Raw genomic sequence first — 16,453 nt, forward strand, 5'->3', positions numbered from 1 at the left:
TGCGCTTTAGAGCTGGCGTTAGTTCTGCAGCTTTCAAACAGTAATTCGACACCGCTTAGCGGATGCGGAACTCTGCGCGGCAACCGCGGTCAACCCAGAGACCGCGACGGTCTGTACCCCAGGTGTCTCCATCACGGCAGGGCGAACCACTGATCTGGCGGCTGAGTTCGACGCGGGCGTTGGGAGGAATGCTGCAATAGTTCCGGCGGCCATCATTGGAGGAGCAAGTGATGACCTGGACACCAAGTCCGGGACGTCCGCCGCCATTTCCATTGCCCCAGCCATTCCCGGGGCCGCCATTGTCGCGGCCGGTCACGAAGTCGGCGCGGCAACCACGATCCACCCAGATGCGATTGCGGTCCCAGCCCCAGGTCTGCCCCTGAATGCAAGGCGAGCCGCTGCGCTGGTTCACCATGCGAACGCCGCCGCTGGTGTCTGCATTGCAGTAGTTGCGACGGCCGTCGTTGGAGGAGCAGGTGATCTGCTGGCCGCCATTGCCGTTGCCCCAGCCGTTTCCGTTACCGTTCCCCCAGCCATTGCCAGGGCCACCGTTGTTGTTGCCCGGGCCTCCGCGACCGACGACAAAGTCAGCACGGCAACCGCGATCGACCCAGATACCACGGCGATCCCAGCCCCAGGTCTGTCCCTGCACGCAGGGCGAGCCGCTGCGCTGGTTCACCATGCGGACGCCTCCGTTGGTGTTGACCTCGCAATAGTGCTTGCCCATGTCATCGGACGCGCAGGTCAGGTTTCTTCCGTTCTGTTCCGTAATCCCGCTCTGGGCTGTTGCGTTACCTGTGTATCTGAGCGAGACGAGCAGGACCAACCAGTAGAGATATTTCATTAATCTGCCTCCAGACGGTTTGAATGCTACACGATCCGGATCAAAGCAAACGAATGGAGCAGATAGGCCTCGCGGCCTAGCGCATGCGTTCTCTGCGGGGGCAGAATGGAGAGCATGAATTGGACGCGCAGGGATGTCGTAAAGCTGGGAGCGCTCGCGGTAGCGGGCAGGAGCATGGGTCTGCAGGCCGAGGTCATGGATCGCAGGCCGGCCGTGGGAGACCGCAAGTTCACTTCGGAGGCCGTGGAACGCTCCATGGCCGAGACGGCAAAACGGATTGGCGACCCGGAGCTGCGGCAACTCTTCCTGAACTGCTTCCCTAATACGCTGGACACGACGGTGCAGCACGGCAGCTTTGAAGGCAAGCCGGATACCGTTGTTTTGACCGGCGATATTCCGGCGATGTGGCTGCGGGACTCCTCTGCCCAGGTGTGGCCATACCTTCCCCTCGCCAGGCAGGATGAGAAGCTGCGCGCCCTGCTGGAAGGCGTAATCCGCCGCCAGGCCCGCTGCCTGCTGATCGACCCCTATGCGAATGCCTTCATGGCGAACCTGGATGATCCGGCGCTGGAGTGGGGACGCACCGACGAGACGGAGATGAAGCGCGGCGTGGGTGAACGCAAGTACGAACTGGATTCGCTGTGCTACCCCATCCGCCTGAGCCACGGCTACTGGAAGGCCACCGGCGATACGAAGCCCTTCGACACGACGTGGGCGGAGGCAATGCGGACGGTGGTACGCACCATGCGGGTGCAGCAGCGCAAACAGGGCGATGGACCGTACCTGTTCCAGCGCAGCTCTCCCCGGCCGACCGAGACGCTGGCGCGCAAGGGCGCCGGTAACCCGGTGAAGCCGGTGGGCCTGATCGCTTCTGGCTTCAGGCCAAGCGACGATGCCTGCATCTTCCCATTCTTTATTCCGGCCAATCTGTTTGCCGTGGCCTCGCTGCGGCAGCTTGCGGAGATGCTGAACGCTATTGTGCATGACAGCGCAACCGCGCAGGAGGCACAGTCGCTGGCAACCGAGGTGGAGCAGGCGCTGCGCCAGCACGGCATTGCGAAGCTGGAGACCGGCACCATCTGGGCGTATGAGGTGGACGGCTTCGGCAGCCAGCTTCTGATGGACGATGCCAACGTGCCCAGCCTGCTGGCGCTTCCCTATCTGAATGCTTCTCCCGATGCGGCTTTGTACGCGCGGACGCGAGCCTTTGTGTGGAGCGAGCGCAACCCGTGGTTCTTCCGCGGAACGGCGGGCGAAGGTATTGGCGGCCCGCACATTGGCGATGGCATGATCTGGCCGATGTCCCAGACGATCTACGCGCTGACCAGCACGAAGCGCGAAGAGGTGATGCAGGCCCTGAAGATGCTGAAGACCTCGGCCCGCGAGACGGGCTTTATGCACGAGAGCTACTTCAAGGATGACCCGGCAAAGTTTACCCGCGCCTGGTTCGCCTGGGCCAACACACTTTTCGGCGAGATGGTGGCCCATGTGGCGCATAACCATCCGGATTGGGTGCGCAGTTGAGATAGCATCAAAGATGGCGCCCGGATGGTGAAATCGGCAGACACAGCGGACTTAAAATCCGCATCGCTTAACGGCGAGTGGGGGTTCAAGTCCCCCTCCGGGCACCAGGAATTGTCAATACCCATCGCTACGGGCGGTCACGAAGCTCTATCCGCCGCAGCTTGATGCCGTCCGCGGAATGGCGCAGTTGACGCATCTGCCTCTAGCCCCGGTATTTGCTCCATAATCTAGGCGGTCACAAACTTCTCTCGATAGGCCAGGTAGAAACCTGCCGGCACCAGGATGATGGTCAGGATCACTGAAACAGTGAGGCCACCAATCAGGGCCTGGGCCAGGGGTGCGTAGGACTCGCTGCCTTCGCCGAGTTTGAGCGCCATGGGCAACAGACCAATCAGGGTTGCAAGCGACGTCATCAGGATGGGACGTAAACGTACCCGGCAGGAGAGGATAATCGCCTCGCGAACGCTTTTGCCTTCTTTGATGAGGTGGTGCGCAAACTCGACAATGAGGATGCTGTTCGAAAGCGCAATTCCTGCCAGCATAACCACTCCCATAAGCGACATGACGTTCAGTGTTGTGTTCCAGGCGAGCAGTGCGAGAATGACGCCGGTAATTCCTGGCGGAAGTGCGAGCAGGATGATGAAGGGATCGAGGAATGAACGGAACTGGGCAACGAGAATGAGATAGAGCAGCAGAACAGAAAGAACCAGACCGATGGCAAAGCTGCGGAAGGATGCGTTCATTGAGGTAACGCTTCCAGCCAGCGTAACGTTGATCCCCTTCGGAGGATTCGAGTCATCGACGATCTTCTGAATCTGCTTCGTGATGGCACCCAGATCTTCCGTCTGCGGACGGACGTAGACATCGAGATTGCGACGAATCTGGGTGTGGTCCATTTCCGTAGGAGCATTGAACTGCTCAATGTTTGCAACCATGTCGAGACGCGTAGGCTGCGTAATATCTTTGCCGTGCAAAGGGATGGCCTTCAGATCTTCGAGCGACTTGACCTGGCCTTCCTTGTACATCACGGTGAGGAAGTAGTTGTTGCCGCTGTTCGGGTCAATCCAGATGGAAGGGGCGATCATCTGGTTCGATGTGAGCGCGGTGATGATGTTGGAGACGACTTCCTTTTCCGACAGGCCGAGTTGGCTTGCGCGTGTGCGATCAACCGAGATGCGAAGCGAAGGATAGTCGATGTCCTGCGGGATGAAGACGTCGGCGATACCCTGGATGCCACGAATCTTTGAGGCGATGTTCTGGGCAAGGCCGAAGTCGGCAGTGACGTCGTTGCCGGTGATACGCACATCAATCGGCGCCGGAGCGCCCATGTTCAGAACTCCGTCCACCAGGCTGCCTGAAGCGTAGAAGGTCTGCAGTTCAGGAATTTCTTTTGCGACGGTGGCTTTCACCTTATCGATGTATTCGAAGCTGCTGCGCTTGTGATCGTGCGAAAGCGCCACCTGGATAAAACCGGTGTGCATGGCAGCGTTCGGAGAGAAAAGTGCGGAGAAACCCGGGTCGACACCGATGTTGGTGACGACGATGCCAAGGTCGTCCTTAGCCACGATGCGGCGAACAATCTGCTCGATTCGCTGAGCCTCTTCTTCTGTTGCCTCAAGCTTTGTGCCTGAGGGAGCCTTGAAGCTGATGACGAACTGCCCTGCATCGGTACGGGGAAAGAAGGACAGGCCCAGCAAGGGAAACAGGAGCAGCGATAGCGCAAAGATGATTCCTGCAGCTGCAAGGGTTTGCCATGGCTTTTCCAGTACGCGGGCTACGACCTTGTCATACCGATGCAGCATGGCATCGAACCCGGCAGTAAACTTCGCATTAAATCGTGCCCACAGGCCGTGATGGGTGCTTCGCGGGTCTGGAGTGACAGCGGCTTCATCTTCCGCAGATTCATGAACAACGTCCCCATGGCCGCTCTTGATGAAGCGGGCACAGAAGAGCGGCACCACCGTAAGAGCCACGAAGTAGGAGGCAAACAGCGATATGACGACGGCCAGAGCAAGCGCTGAGAAGAGAAACTTGCTGACGCCATAGAGCATGGTTACAGGGAAAAAGACAACGACCGTGGTGAGCGTTCCGGCAAGTACCGGAAGGGCGACTTCTTTACCGCCCTTCTCCGCTGCTACCTCGGGCGATTCACCCTCTTCCAGGTGGCGGAAGATATTTTCCAGCACAACGACCGAGTTGTCGATCAGACGGGACAGGGCAAGCGCCAACCCGCCCAGCACCATGCTGTTCAGCGAACTTCCGGTCATCTTCAGGACGAAGAACGTTGTCAGCAGCGAGAGCGGAATTGAGAAGAAGACTGCGACCGTGGCTCGAAGACTTCCAAGGAAGATAAGAATCATCAAGCAGGTAAGGAAGAGGCCAACTCCTCCCTCATGAATGAGTGTTTCAATCGCCGTCTTGACAAAGCGTGACTGGTCGAACTCAACATTAGTTTTCAGTGATGCCGGCACATCGGTGAGCTTCTTAAGAGTGTCGTTCACACCCTCCACAATGGCGATGGTGTTGGAATCTCCGCCTTGTTTGAAGATGGGGAGATAGACACCACGCTGGCCGTTCACACGCACGATGTTGTATTGCAGGCCGAACGAATCCTGCGGCGTTGCTACATCACCCACACGCACAGGTGACTGGCCCACCATCTTCAGTGGAACCTGGGCAATGTCCTCCGCGCCCTTCAGCATGGAGTTCGTATAGATGTTGTAGTCGTAACGGCCAATCTGCACATCGCCTGCCGGAAGAATGACGTTCGCATCATTCACCTGACGCACAATATCCATCGGGCTGAGCTGGTTTGCTTCCAGCTTGTAAGGGTCGGCGTAAAGCATGATCTGGCGCCAGCGGCCACCGAAAGGCTGCGTGACGGAGGCGCCGGCGACGCTTGCCAGCTGGTTACGAACAAAGTTCTGGCCAACGTCCTTCAGCTTGCTCTCGTTCAAGCCGGAGCCGCTCAACGTCACCAGGGCCACCGGGACGCTGGAAGCATCCTGCTTCAGGACGATGGGAGGATACGTGCCCGGAGGCATATCGCGAAGATCGCTGCTTGCAAGCGACGAGATGGTCGCCGCGTCTGCATCAGGATCCGTGCCGGCGCGAAAGTACACCTTAATGAGCGAGACGCCAGGAAGAGAGCGCGACTCCATGTGATCGATGCCACTGGCAAGCGTGAACTGGCGCTCAAGGTGATAGGTAATATTTGCTTCAATCTGCTGCGGGGGCATACCCGAATAAAATGTCGCTACGGCGACGACAGGCAGATTGACGGGAGGAAACATGTCGATCGGCATGTCCGAGACGCTGACCGTACCCATGATCGTAATCATGAGGCACAGCACCACCATCAGATAAGGATTTCGAATCGAGAATCCAGACATTGTTTCTCCCTCTCGTCGTTAGTGGGCGGCTTCGTAAGCGACTGGTTGCGCGTCGACCTTCTGGCCGTCGGAGAGTCCGGTGTGACGTCCGACGATGACCTTGTCTCCTGCCTGCAGGCCGGAAAGCACCTCCACGCGGGAGGGTGTCTGCAGGCCTACCTTTACCTGCGCGAGATGAATCACTCCGTCACGAACGACATAGGCTTGCTGCGAACTGGTGCCAAGGCCATCGACGGCATCGAGCGGAACACTCAGCACGTTCGGACGCGCCGCAAGATGAAGATGAACCTCCGCATACATGCCGGGAACCAGCGACCCGTCGGGGTTTGGCACGTCCACTTCGGTGTCCATGGTCCTGGTTGCCATCTGAACGGAATCGGCATAGCGTGTGACCTTGCCCTGCAGCTTGCGATTAGCACTCACAACATTTACATCGACCAGCTGGCCGTTTTTTATCCCGGCCACATGGTTCACGGGTACAGGAAGCACCAGCCGAAGAACGTCATTCTGTGCCAGCTTCACGACGGGCATCGCTTGCGATTGCGAAGAGATTCCGGCTTGAATCATGGAGCCGGTATTGGCGTACCGTTTCGTGACGACGCCGTTGAAGGGGGCACGGATGGTTGCATACTGCAGCATCGCAATGGCTCGCCGATACTCCGACCCGGCCTGGATTTTCTTCTGCTCGTCCGCGGCCAACGAGGATTTCGCGCTGGCGAGCTGAGCGTTTGCTTCGAGTTCGCGTGCGTGCGCCACGTCAATTTCCTGCCGTGGCACCAGACCGCGGTCTCTTGTTGCAACTTCCTGAATCCGCTTGAAGGAGAGCGATGCAATGTCCGCTCCTGCATTTGCTCTTTGAACGGCAGCCTGGGCCGTTACGATGTCGGCTTCAGCCGCCGCCAGTCCCGCCTTTGCTTTCGCCACGTCATCCTGAACTTCCGGCACCTCAAGCGTTGCGAGCACGGAATTCTGTCGAACATGATCGCCAAGATCGACCCTAATGGCTTTTACATAACCGGCGATTTTGGCCATGACATCGACCTCCTGATAAGGCCGGAACTCGGCAGACAGAACAAGGTCGTTCTCAAGCGTAGCGTTTGCAGCCGTTGCCACGGGAACCGCCAATACCGGGGCTTCGGGAACGGCCTTGCTTCTGCAACCGGACAGCGAGAAGACCATCGCGGCAAAGGCTGCTGTTGATCCAATGAGAAGCTGTCGAGTCATATCGGTCGAAACCCTTTCAGTTCAGAAGTCCCGCGGCATAGTCCAACTGCGCTCGCCGCGTGAGATAGGTGTAGGTGGCATCCGCGGACGTAATCTCGGCGGAGGTCTCGTTCAACTGCGCCTCGTTCAGTTCCACGATGCTGCCAAGTCCGGCATCGTACCTGTCCTGAGCAAGCCGCAGAGCCTCTTTGCTCTGGGTCACCAGTTGCGCGGTTACGTCGAGGCTGCGGTATGCCTCATCGGCCCTGTACCAGCTATTGCGAACCTCTTCGTTGACCTGTAGCCGAAACTGTTTCACATCTTGCGCGCGGGCTTTTGCTTCAAGCTCTGCCTCGTTCCTGCGGGCATGGAACAAGCCGCCGTTGAATACGGGAACATTCAGGTTGAAGCCAACCGAGGCGTAATCTTCATGCAGTGTGTGGTCGTGATACGGCAACTGGCCCGCCGTGCCAAGAACATTGAGCGTCGGATAGCTCAGCCGTTTTTCTGACTTCGCAAAGCTCTCCGCCGCCTGCTGCTGCGCCTGCAATGCGTTCAGATCCGCCCGCTGCGCACCTGCCTGGTGCTGCAGGTCTTCAGGAGATGCCGGCAACGCGTCGTCACTCGCGGCTGCATCCACCAATCTGGCTGACACGGGCATCTCCAGCCCCATAGCTGTCGCCAGGGTATTCCGCTCCTGTGCCACAGAGCTCTGTGCTCGAACAACCGCCAGCTCCGCCTCGCGCTCCAGCACTTTCGCGAAGTTCAGGTCGAGGGTGGAGCGCAGTTCACTCTGGGTCAACGCTTCGATCCGTCGTGCGTTGAGCTTGCGGTTCTCCAGCGCGGCTTGCGCGGCACGTAGAACCGCCTCGGCCCCAAGCACACGATAATACGCCGTTCGTACATTCAGCCGGACCTGAGCGCGAGTGAGGGTTGCAAGATCGTTCTGTGCTTCGGCGTTATGCCTGGCAGAGCTCACAAGAGAGCTCGTTCTGCCAAAGTCGGTCACCAGTTGTGTGAGATTGCCGCCGTACGCGAATCGCCCGGACAAGGCTGAGGTTGGCAAAGCTCCTGCTGCTACGGCAGAACCAGTGTCAGCAACCTGCGCTCCGGTCGCATTGAAGTTGATCGTCGGGGCGTAACCGGCACGCGCCTGCTTTACACGCTCCGCAAGCGAACGCGCCCTTAGCTGAGCCGCCAGCATTCGCGGCTGGTTTGCCAGCGCGGTTGCTTCGACCTGAGGCAGGTCCAACGGTCCATTGCTCGTCGCAGATTGTCCCCAGACAGGTGCCAGAGCGAGCCCCAAAGACACAACCGCGGTGATGAAAGACTTCATCTACAGGTTTCCTCGCCGATGCGATATCACCTGCAGTGAAACATTTTCGTTTCTGACATTCCCTTACATCTTCCTTACATCGCCGGATCCCGGCTTGCTGGCCAGGCGTGGAATCGGAAATCATAGAGAACAGATGGTTGCAATGAAGCCCAGAATCCTCATCATCGAAGATGATCGCAAGATGTCGGAGGCCCTGGTCGTCGGCCTGCAGGAGGCGGGCTACGACATGGATACGGCAGCTTCGGGCGAGGAAGGATTTTATCTTGCCCACAAACAGCGGCCCGACCTGCTCCTGCTGGACCTGACCTTACCGCATCGCAATGGGTTGGAGATTCTGAAGCAGTTGCGTGCCGAAGGGATCGACATGCGGGTGCTGATTCTTACCTCGCACAACACGGTTGAAGACCGCGTGGAAGGTCTGCGGGCCGGGGCAGATGACTATCTTGGCAAACCCTTTTCCTTCCCCGAATTGCTGGCACGTATCGATGCCTTGTTGCGCCGTGTGCTGCCGCCGACGGAAGCAAACACCTATGGCATCGGCGACCTGTCTCTCGACACAAAAGCCCGCACAGCAGCGCGCAAAGGCGAGATGCTGGACCTCACGCCGCGCGAGTTCGACCTTCTGCTTTACTTCGTCCAGAATCGAGGACGAATCGTCTCGCGGGAGATGCTGGCACGGGACGTATGGCGCGAGACATCGCGGTTCACCCCCATCGACAACGTGATCGACGTGCAGATCGCGCGCCTGCGCAAAAAGATCGACGATCCCTTCCCGGTCAAGCTGCTGCAGACTGTGCGAGGATTAGGCTTCTGCCTCAGGGAGCCCTCGTGAAGCGATTCACGCCAACGAACCTGCGAAGCCGCCTTACGTCCTGGTACGTAGCCGTTCTGGCGCTGCTGCTGCTTGTTTACGCGACGATTGTCTTTGCGTTCCAATATGCCGTGCTGACGCGGCAAATGCTCCACGATGAGATTCAGGATGTTGTTACCGTCGAAGGCCTGCTTTACTTCGACAGCTTCGGGAAACTTCAGCTCCGGCAGGACTATTTCTCTCGCCCCCAGTCTCATCTCCTTGTCGATCGTTATATGGAGGTAAGGGACCGGGCAGACAATGTGCTCTTCAGCAGCCCGACGCTTCACGGGATGCGCCTCGGCGGGCCGTCGTATCAAGGTGAAGGAGATCGCGACTTCGCCGAGCGGATTGTGCGTCTGGATGACGGATCGCATGTCTTCGTTGTCAGCCATGTGCATGGAATGGACGACAGAACATTGCTCATCCGCCTTGGCTACAGCCTTGCGCCGCTCCGTGACCGGATGTGGCAGTTCCTGTTGCTTTTGCTGATCGCGATTCCTGTCGCGTTGGCTTTGGCGGCAATCGCAGGACAGACCATTGCAAAACGAGCGCTACGACCGGTGGATGACATGACGGATCGTGCCACGCAGATCACGGCCACCAACTTGCACGATCGCCTCCTTATCGCGAATCCCGACGATGAACTGGGGAGAATGGCGACGGCTTTCAACCATCTCCTCAGCCGGCTCGAAGCCGCTTTTCAGCAACTCGGACGCTTTACTTCCGATGCCGCACATGAACTAAGAACCCCACTCGCCTCCATTCGAACGATGGGTGAAGTCGCTCTCAGCAGAGAAATGGATGCGAACTCGCGGAGAGTCGTCGAAGACATCCTGGAAGAAACCTCGCGTCTTAGCGGAACAGTGGACAGCCTCTTGTTGCTGTCGCGCGTGGAAGCCACAGGGGCTACCGGGCAGTTCGAGAAGTTTCAGCTTTGCGATTTGTTGAATGAGATTACGGCACTTCTGGCACTGATGATGGAAGAGTCGAGGGTAAGTTTGGAGCTTTCTTGCGATACAAACATCTTCGTGCAGGCCGACAGAAGCTTGATGCGGGTGGCTTTGCTTAATGTCACGCACAACGCCTGGAAGTTTTCTCCGTCAGATTCAACCATTCGTGTGGTCTGCAGACGAGTTGAATCATCAGCCATGGCAGAAGTTGTAATCGAAGATGAAGGGGAGGGGCTCAGCCCAGAAGATCGAGAGAAGGTCTTTGAGCGCTTCTATACGGGGACGGCTACTTCGCAAAGCCAAAAGGGTGCAGGACTCGGGTTGTCAATATCCAAGCTCGTAGTCGAACGCTTTGGTGGATCAATAGAATTCAATTCGGAATACAAGTCAGGTGCAAGATGTGTGATCCATCTTCCTGCACTGAAATAACGTTTTTCGGAAGCTGCGGATTGTGAATCCGCAGCTTCCTGGTGATACTTTCCGGAATCCCATGCCATTTCCTGCAAGCTGGCGCAACTCGGAAAATCAATTCAAATCATTGAATAAATGCGTTACGCGCCACCGTGCAGCGTGGTGCAGCAGTCTGCAGAACGCGGAAAACAGCTCTCAAATCCGCATCGCTTAACGGTGAGTGGAAGTTCAGGCCCACTCCGGGCACCACGCAATGATTCTCTATTGCACGATCAGGGTAACGGCTGTTGAAACGGTAGCTTGATGATTAGTAGATGTCGTCGTGCCTCCGCCGGAACCCGTGTTTGCTCCCCCGCATCCTGTGAAGAGAAACCCTCCGGCTAACAGCACATCTGAAGGGCAGAATATATATAAAATTTTCGAGGACGCGGGCGGTATAGCATTCCTTCCCATTTCGTTTGGGTCAATCCGATCCTTAGACCTGCCTATCACTCACCTAACTCTTGTGCCGGTTTGCACTGAAAATTTAGTGCGATTCGATACGACTCGATGCACCACACAATACATCCCTTCTGGGTACCATCAGGACGGCCATTGACCGCACTCTGAAAAGGAAGCGTAACGATGCATGCATGGACATGGAACGGAGACCCAGAGTCCTCCGCTCTGCGACTTGAAGAGCTTTCCCTGCCAGCTCCGCAGCCCGGAGAAGTACTGGTCGCCAACAAGGCTGTCGCGCTCAATCCTATTGACTGGAAGATTCTGGGAAGAAAATCCGGATGGGAACATGGACATATCCCCGGCGTAGATGGAGCCGGCATTGTGGTGGCCTGCGGTGAGGATGTTGTGATTCCTACGGGTACCCGTGTCGCCTATCACCAGGATCTGCAGCGCCATGGCAGCTTTGCGACGCATACGGTTGTAGCGGTGAAGGCATTGCTTCCTCTTCCGGAAGCGATCCGCTTTATGGATGCCGCCACGGTTCCGTGCCCCGGTCTGACGGCGTGGATGGCGATCGACAAGCTCCCGCATCGCGTGGGACGCGATGTGCTGGTTGTCGGAGCTGGATCGGCGGTGGGTACGTTCCTGGTACAGATCGCGCTCCGGCGAGGCTATCGTGTCTGGACAACCGCCTCCGCACAACATCACGCGCAGTTGCTGGAGAAAGGTGCCGCCGGCGTCTTCGACTATCACGATGCGGAATGGCGGGAAGCCCTGCTGCATGCCCTGGGAGAGCAGCATCTGTTTGCGGCTGTGGATACGGTGAATGAAGAACACGCGCGGTCGCTTGTGCCGTTGATCGGATACAACGGCCACGTGGTGTGCATCCAGGGCCGTTTGAACAGCCCTGCCTCACCTCCTGTTTCAACGGTGGTCTCGCAGCATGAGGTCGCTCTGGGTGCCATCTACCGCCATGGCAACGTGCAGGATTGGGACGACCTGCGCGGCGCAGGGGCTGCCCTGCTGCAGGACATTGCTGAAGGAAACATTGCACCGCCTGCTATTTGCCGCTTTGAGTTTGCGCATCTGGCAGAAGCACTTGCTTCCTTGCAGGCAGGTTCTTCGAACGGAAAGCTGGTCTGCGAGCTATGAAGGCCTTGTGATCGCGGCTACCGTGTCCGCGTAGCTGATAGGTTGTTTGCATGCGCCTTCCACTCCTGCTCGCACTGGTTACAGCAACGGCCTCTGCCCAGTTCACTCTGCAGCCGTCCAACTCGACGGAAAGCTTTCGCGGTATTCATGCCGTGAATGACCAGATCGCCTGGGCCTCCGGCACCGGAGGCACTGTCTTGCGTACGGTGGACGGCGGCGAGCACTGGCTGGCCTGCGCCATTCCGCCAGATGCAGAGAAGCTGGATTTTCGCGGGGTTCAGGCCTTCGACGAGAAGACAGCGATTGTGATGTCGAGCGGCAAGGGCGATGCTTCGCGTCTGTATAAGACGACGGATGGCTGCAAGACATGGAAGCTGGTGTTTACCAATCCGGATAAGGATGGTTTCTGGGACGCACTGCAGTTTCTCTCCATCAGCAACGTGACAAACCATGCATTGGCTGTGCAGTACGCACGGGGCGTACTGCTTGGCGATCCAGTCAATGGAGAGTTTGCCATCTTTCAGACGGGCGACGGAGGCGACCACTGGATACGAAGAACCGCGCTCAAGCGGGGAAAAGAGAGCCGTTGCCGGATTGACACCTTCGCAGCAGCCCAGGGAGAGTCGCTCTTCGCCGCCAGCAATCAATCCCTCGTCTACCCACACCCCTATTTGTTCTTCTTCGTTACGGGCGGATCGAAGGCGCGGTTGGCCTATGTCGATCACTTCGATCTTGATTTTTCCTTCTGCCACGAATCTGCAAAGTACGTTGATCTTCCACTGGGGGATGGCTCCAACTCCTCTGGATCGTTTGCTGTCGCGACCAAAGGTCGATTCGCCGCACCGCTGGAGGTGATGGCAGTCGGCGGGGACTATAAGAAACCAGATGCGACGGAGAAGAACGCGGTCCTTCTACGGCCACGGGGTTCGGTTCATTCCCTCTTCCCCCATAAGGTCGAGATGATAACGCCCACCACTCCTCCCCACGGCTACCGCAGTTCGGTTGCGTGGAGTGAAGACCTGAAAGCCTTTCTGACCGTTGGTCCCAATGGCACGGATGTCTCTTACGACAACGGCAGCACCTGGAAACCTGTAGGTACCGATCCGGAGAAGAGTAACAACTGGAACGCCCTTTCGCTGCCCTTTGCCGTTGGACCGAAGGGGCGTATCGGCAAGCTGGACCGCAGCGCTTTTCCGTAGCCGCCACGGGATGATTTCGCTTTGAGTGCGCCATGCTGGCTGATACCGTGATGGCATGCGTTTTCGCGCGTGCCTGGCCGCTTTTCTTGCATTGCCTCTCTCTGCGGCATACGCGCAGAGCTCCGCCCCAAAGACATCGCTCGCCCAGTTCTCTGACGATCTGCAGGCTCTGTCGGCACAGGTGCTGCCGACGGTGGTTCGCATTACGGCGCAGGTGTATGTGGGCGACCACGAGGACAACTCCGCCATCAACCCGACGGCGAGCACAGGCGGCTCCACAAATCTTCCAGACACGGGACTGGTGACCGCCGGCACGGCACAGGGGTCGGGCGTACTGGTGTCGGCCGATGGCTACATTCTGACCAATGCCCACGTGATTGCCGGCAGCGCCAGGCTCCGTGCGGAGGTTCGCCTGCTCTCTGGCAAGCAGCGTTCGCTGCCCGTGACGCGCGTTGGACTGGACGAGGATACCGATCTTGCGGTGTTGAAGGCTGAGCCGCCGGAGGGTGAGGAGTTTGCGTTTCTGGATATTGCGCATCCGCCCTCAGCCCACCAGGGACAGATCGCTGTCGCCTTTGGCAGCCCGTTCGGCTTTGAGCGGTCGGTCACAATGGGGATTGTTTCAGCGGTGCGGCGGCAGTCCTCCCCGGACGATCCCCGGTTGTGGATCCAGACCGATGCAGCCGTGAATCCAGGCAACTCCGGCGGCCCGTTGGTGGATGTTCGCGGCGGATTGATCGGGATCAACACTCTGATCTACTCCGAGAGCGGAGGCAATGAAGGCATCGCCCTGGCGATCCCGGTTGAGACAGCGCGCTCGGTTTATAACGCGATCCGAAAGGATGGCCACGTCACCCGTTCGACCTTCTCCGTAACCACGCATGCGCTCTCCCGCGACCTGACACGGGGACTGGGGCTGACGGGGACACAGGGTGTGCTTGTCGAGGATGTGTGGCCGGCTGGCAGCGGAGAGCGGGCCGGCATTCTGCCGGGCGATATTGTGCAGGAGGTGAATGGGAAAAAAATCACCTCCATCATCAACTACGCGCAGACCGTAGCCGCCCTGGAGCCAAAGAAGGCCGTACCGGTAACAATTCTGCGGGGAGACAAAACGCTGGCCCTGAAGGTCGAGCCGGACCGCGCCGGATCCCGGGCCCGTTCTTTGACCTCCGACATCAGTTTTGGGCGCAACCTGATTCCGCGGCTGGAGATCTTCGGGATTACGGTTGATCCAGACACTCCGAATGAATGGAATCCGATCCGCAGCCCGCAGGGAGTGCTGGTGGTGGCCCGTTCCAGCGCACTGCGCGTTGCGGAGAGCAGCCTGCGGCCGCACGATGTGATCCACGCGGTCAACGGCAGGCCTGTGATCTCGATTGAGTCATTGCGGCGCGAACTGGCGCAGGTCCCCAACCGGGAAGCGGTGGTTCTACAGATTGAGCGCGACGGGAACCTGTCGTATGTCGTCGTTCCGCCGGCGTAGCGCTACTGCGGCCTGCGGAAGGCGATGCGGTCGTCCTCGTCGACGAAGTACTCGGCCGAACAGGCGTTGCCGCCGCAGATCATCGGCTCAAGACCAATGTACTGGCTGCGCTTGATGAGCCCCATGCAGCCGCAGCGTGGACACGCCAGCACCGCAAAGTAGGGATTGTCATCCTCTCCAAAACGACCGTCTCCGTCCAGCACAAAGACAGTTCCGGGGGCCATCTGCTCGGGGATCCACGCTTCCAGGAATTCCAACTCCGTCACGACCATTGCCTGCCTCTTTCCGTTGATGAGACGTACGTTGCGGCGCGCCCGCGCCTGTTGGCGGGGAATACGGTCGGAACAGCCAGCGTTCGGCTGCACCATCTTTGGTGCAAGAATACAGCTCCCAATTAGGCTGTCAAATGAAAGTTGGAGAGGGCGAGGAATCGCATGGGATTCCTCGCATGCACCTACTCAATAAAATCGGCTTCGTGCACTTTGGCCCAGGCGATAAAGGCGACCGAAAGGGCGGTGTAGAGAACCAGCCACAGGACAGTACGCAGGGAGGCATTGAGAATCAGTCCCAGGCGGGTCCAGGTATGCACCGACATATCAATGGTCGCCACCCAGCGCTGGTACGCTGACGCGCCCCCGTCCACCACCAGACCGATAAGGCCGCAGTAGAAGAACCCCTTCTGCATTTCGTCAGAACGACGCAGGCTCTGCCAAAACATGGGGTTCGTCAGGAACATGGATACCAGGCCAATGAGAGCCCACAGGCCCATCGCCACAACAAAATGCTCATTGATGTAGTCCCATTTCGTTGCAAAGCGGGAACACACAGGACCTAAAGGATTGATTACATAGAAGATGTCCGACGCAACAACTTCGGACACAACCAGGATCATGGACAGTGCCAATCGGAAATTCACTCAGCTAAACCTTCCAAAAGCGGGGGGAAGCAGACGACGGTCTGCCTTGAACTTCAAGTGCGGGAATACTTTCTTCCAGTTTAGACGCAACTTCTAGATTATTTCTGCGTCTTAGATAGTGTACCGGCCGCTGATGTGGTAGTCTCAGAGGGTCGAAGATTTATCCGAATGATGCTTTAGACGTTCGGAAACAAGTTGCGTCACTGGCCTCCCGGCACGAACAGCAATGTTCGTGCCGTCTTTTTTTTCTGTCGGACGTCCATATAGCCAGGACGGTTATCATTTCCCTATGAAAAAGCGCTTTCTGGCTGCAGCTGGCATGGCTGCCCTGACCCTTGCTGCCTATGCTCAGTGGTCGAACCCCGCCAACGATATTCCCGCGTACAACGCTGCTCCACCCCGTGGAGTTCTGCCGCCGGTCATGGCTGGCAAGCAGCTGACGGGCGAGTATTTTTCTCATCCATACCAGGTGAAGACCTACCAGATGGCGGCCAAAATCTCCCCCGTGCTGCACCAGCTTCCCTGCTACTGCCGCTGCGACCGCTCCATGGGCCACAACAGCCTGCATAGCTGCTTTGAGGGAACGCACGGCGCGGCCTGCTCCACCTGCATGAAGGAGGCAGCCTTTGCCTACCAGCAGACGAAGGCGGGAAAGACACCGGCGCAGATTCGCGCGGCAATTGAGCGCGGCGAGTGGATGAACCTGGACCTGGAGAAGGCCGGCCTCTGAGTCCGGGGATGGTAGACTG

Annotated in this window: 13 protein-coding genes and 1 tRNA gene; 8 read left to right on the plus strand and 6 right to left on the minus strand. The window is 58.2% G+C overall.

The genetic code is table 11. The annotated features are described in order from the left end of the window. Nucleotides 1–55: 55 nt before the first annotated feature. Nucleotides 56–844, minus strand: coding sequence for a DUF3011 domain-containing protein (locus OHL13_RS09415; protein WP_263409874.1), 789 nt, complete (start codon nucleotides 842–844; stop codon nucleotides 56–58). 114 nt (nucleotides 845–958) lie between these two features. Between OHL13_RS09415 and OHL13_RS09420 the strand changes: the two genes are divergently transcribed. After that, nucleotides 959–2,368 carry a glycoside hydrolase family 125 protein gene (locus tag OHL13_RS09420; RefSeq protein ID WP_263409875.1) on the plus strand — a complete coding sequence of 470 codons (1,410 nt, stop codon included), beginning with the start codon at nucleotides 959–961 and terminating at the stop codon, nucleotides 2,366–2,368. Between the two features lie 18 nt (nucleotides 2,369–2,386). Continuing rightward, nucleotides 2,387–2,475 (plus strand) — tRNA-Leu (locus OHL13_RS09425). 120 nt (nucleotides 2,476–2,595) lie between these two features. Here OHL13_RS09425 and OHL13_RS09430 read toward each other — a convergent pair. Genes OHL13_RS09430 through OHL13_RS09440 form a run of 3 tightly spaced genes read right to left on the minus strand, consistent with a single transcriptional unit; the run spans nucleotide 2,596 to nucleotide 8,299 of the window. Beyond that, nucleotides 2,596–5,760 carry an efflux RND transporter permease subunit gene (locus OHL13_RS09430; protein ID WP_263409876.1) on the minus strand — a complete coding sequence of 1,055 codons (3,165 nt, stop codon included), beginning with the start codon at nucleotides 5,758–5,760 and terminating at the stop codon, nucleotides 2,596–2,598. A gap of 18 nt (nucleotides 5,761–5,778) precedes the next feature. Then, a complete protein-coding gene (locus OHL13_RS09435; protein ID WP_263409877.1) occupies nucleotides 5,779–6,984 on the minus strand; it encodes an efflux RND transporter periplasmic adaptor subunit in 1,206 nt (401 codons plus the stop codon). Nucleotides 6,985–7,000: 16 nt separating this feature from the next. Then, nucleotides 7,001–8,299: a TolC family protein gene (locus OHL13_RS09440; RefSeq protein ID WP_263409878.1), complete on the minus strand. Its 1,299-nt coding sequence runs from the start codon at nucleotides 8,297–8,299 to the stop codon at nucleotides 7,001–7,003. Between the two features lie 142 nt (nucleotides 8,300–8,441). Between OHL13_RS09440 and OHL13_RS09445 the strand changes: the two genes are divergently transcribed. The 5 genes from OHL13_RS09445 (at nucleotide 8,442) to OHL13_RS09465 (ending at nucleotide 14,788) form a co-directional block, all read left to right on the plus strand. After that, nucleotides 8,442–9,131, plus strand: coding sequence for a response regulator transcription factor (locus OHL13_RS09445; protein ID WP_263409879.1), 690 nt, complete (start codon nucleotides 8,442–8,444; stop codon nucleotides 9,129–9,131). Continuing rightward, a complete protein-coding gene (locus tag OHL13_RS09450; protein WP_263409880.1) occupies nucleotides 9,128–10,531 on the plus strand; it encodes a sensor histidine kinase in 1,404 nt (467 codons plus the stop codon). The genes OHL13_RS09445 and OHL13_RS09450 overlap by 4 nt, the downstream gene beginning before the upstream one ends. A gap of 606 nt (nucleotides 10,532–11,137) precedes the next feature. Further along, nucleotides 11,138–12,106, plus strand: a complete 969-nt coding sequence (locus OHL13_RS09455; RefSeq protein WP_263409881.1) for a zinc-binding dehydrogenase — start codon at nucleotides 11,138–11,140, stop codon at nucleotides 12,104–12,106. Nucleotides 12,107–12,156: 50 nt separating this feature from the next. Further along, complete coding sequence (locus OHL13_RS09460) at nucleotides 12,157–13,305, plus strand: WD40/YVTN/BNR-like repeat-containing protein (protein WP_263409882.1); 1,149 nt, start codon at nucleotides 12,157–12,159, stop codon at nucleotides 13,303–13,305. Nucleotides 13,306–13,360: 55 nt separating this feature from the next. After that, nucleotides 13,361–14,788 carry a trypsin-like peptidase domain-containing protein gene (locus tag OHL13_RS09465; protein WP_263409883.1) on the plus strand — a complete coding sequence of 476 codons (1,428 nt, stop codon included), beginning with the start codon at nucleotides 13,361–13,363 and terminating at the stop codon, nucleotides 14,786–14,788. 2 nt (nucleotides 14,789–14,790) lie between these two features. Here the strand turns inward: OHL13_RS09465 and OHL13_RS09470 are convergent, their stop codons facing one another. Beyond that, on the minus strand, nucleotides 14,791–15,060 hold the full coding sequence (locus OHL13_RS09470; RefSeq protein ID WP_263411639.1) for a hypothetical protein: 270 nt from the start codon (nucleotides 15,058–15,060) through the stop codon (nucleotides 14,791–14,793). A gap of 182 nt (nucleotides 15,061–15,242) precedes the next feature. Continuing rightward, nucleotides 15,243–15,680, minus strand: a complete 438-nt coding sequence (locus tag OHL13_RS09475; protein ID WP_263409884.1) for a hypothetical protein — start codon at nucleotides 15,678–15,680, stop codon at nucleotides 15,243–15,245. 313 nt (nucleotides 15,681–15,993) lie between these two features. Between OHL13_RS09475 and OHL13_RS09480 the strand changes: the two genes are divergently transcribed. Beyond that, nucleotides 15,994–16,434, plus strand: a complete 441-nt coding sequence (locus OHL13_RS09480; RefSeq protein WP_263409885.1) for a CYCXC family (seleno)protein — start codon at nucleotides 15,994–15,996, stop codon at nucleotides 16,432–16,434. Nucleotides 16,435–16,453: the final 19 nt, after the last annotated feature.

Origin of the sequence: Terriglobus tenax (assembly GCF_025685395.1) — a bacterium.
GTDB classification, from domain to species: Bacteria; Acidobacteriota; Terriglobia; order Terriglobales; family Acidobacteriaceae; genus Terriglobus; species Terriglobus tenax.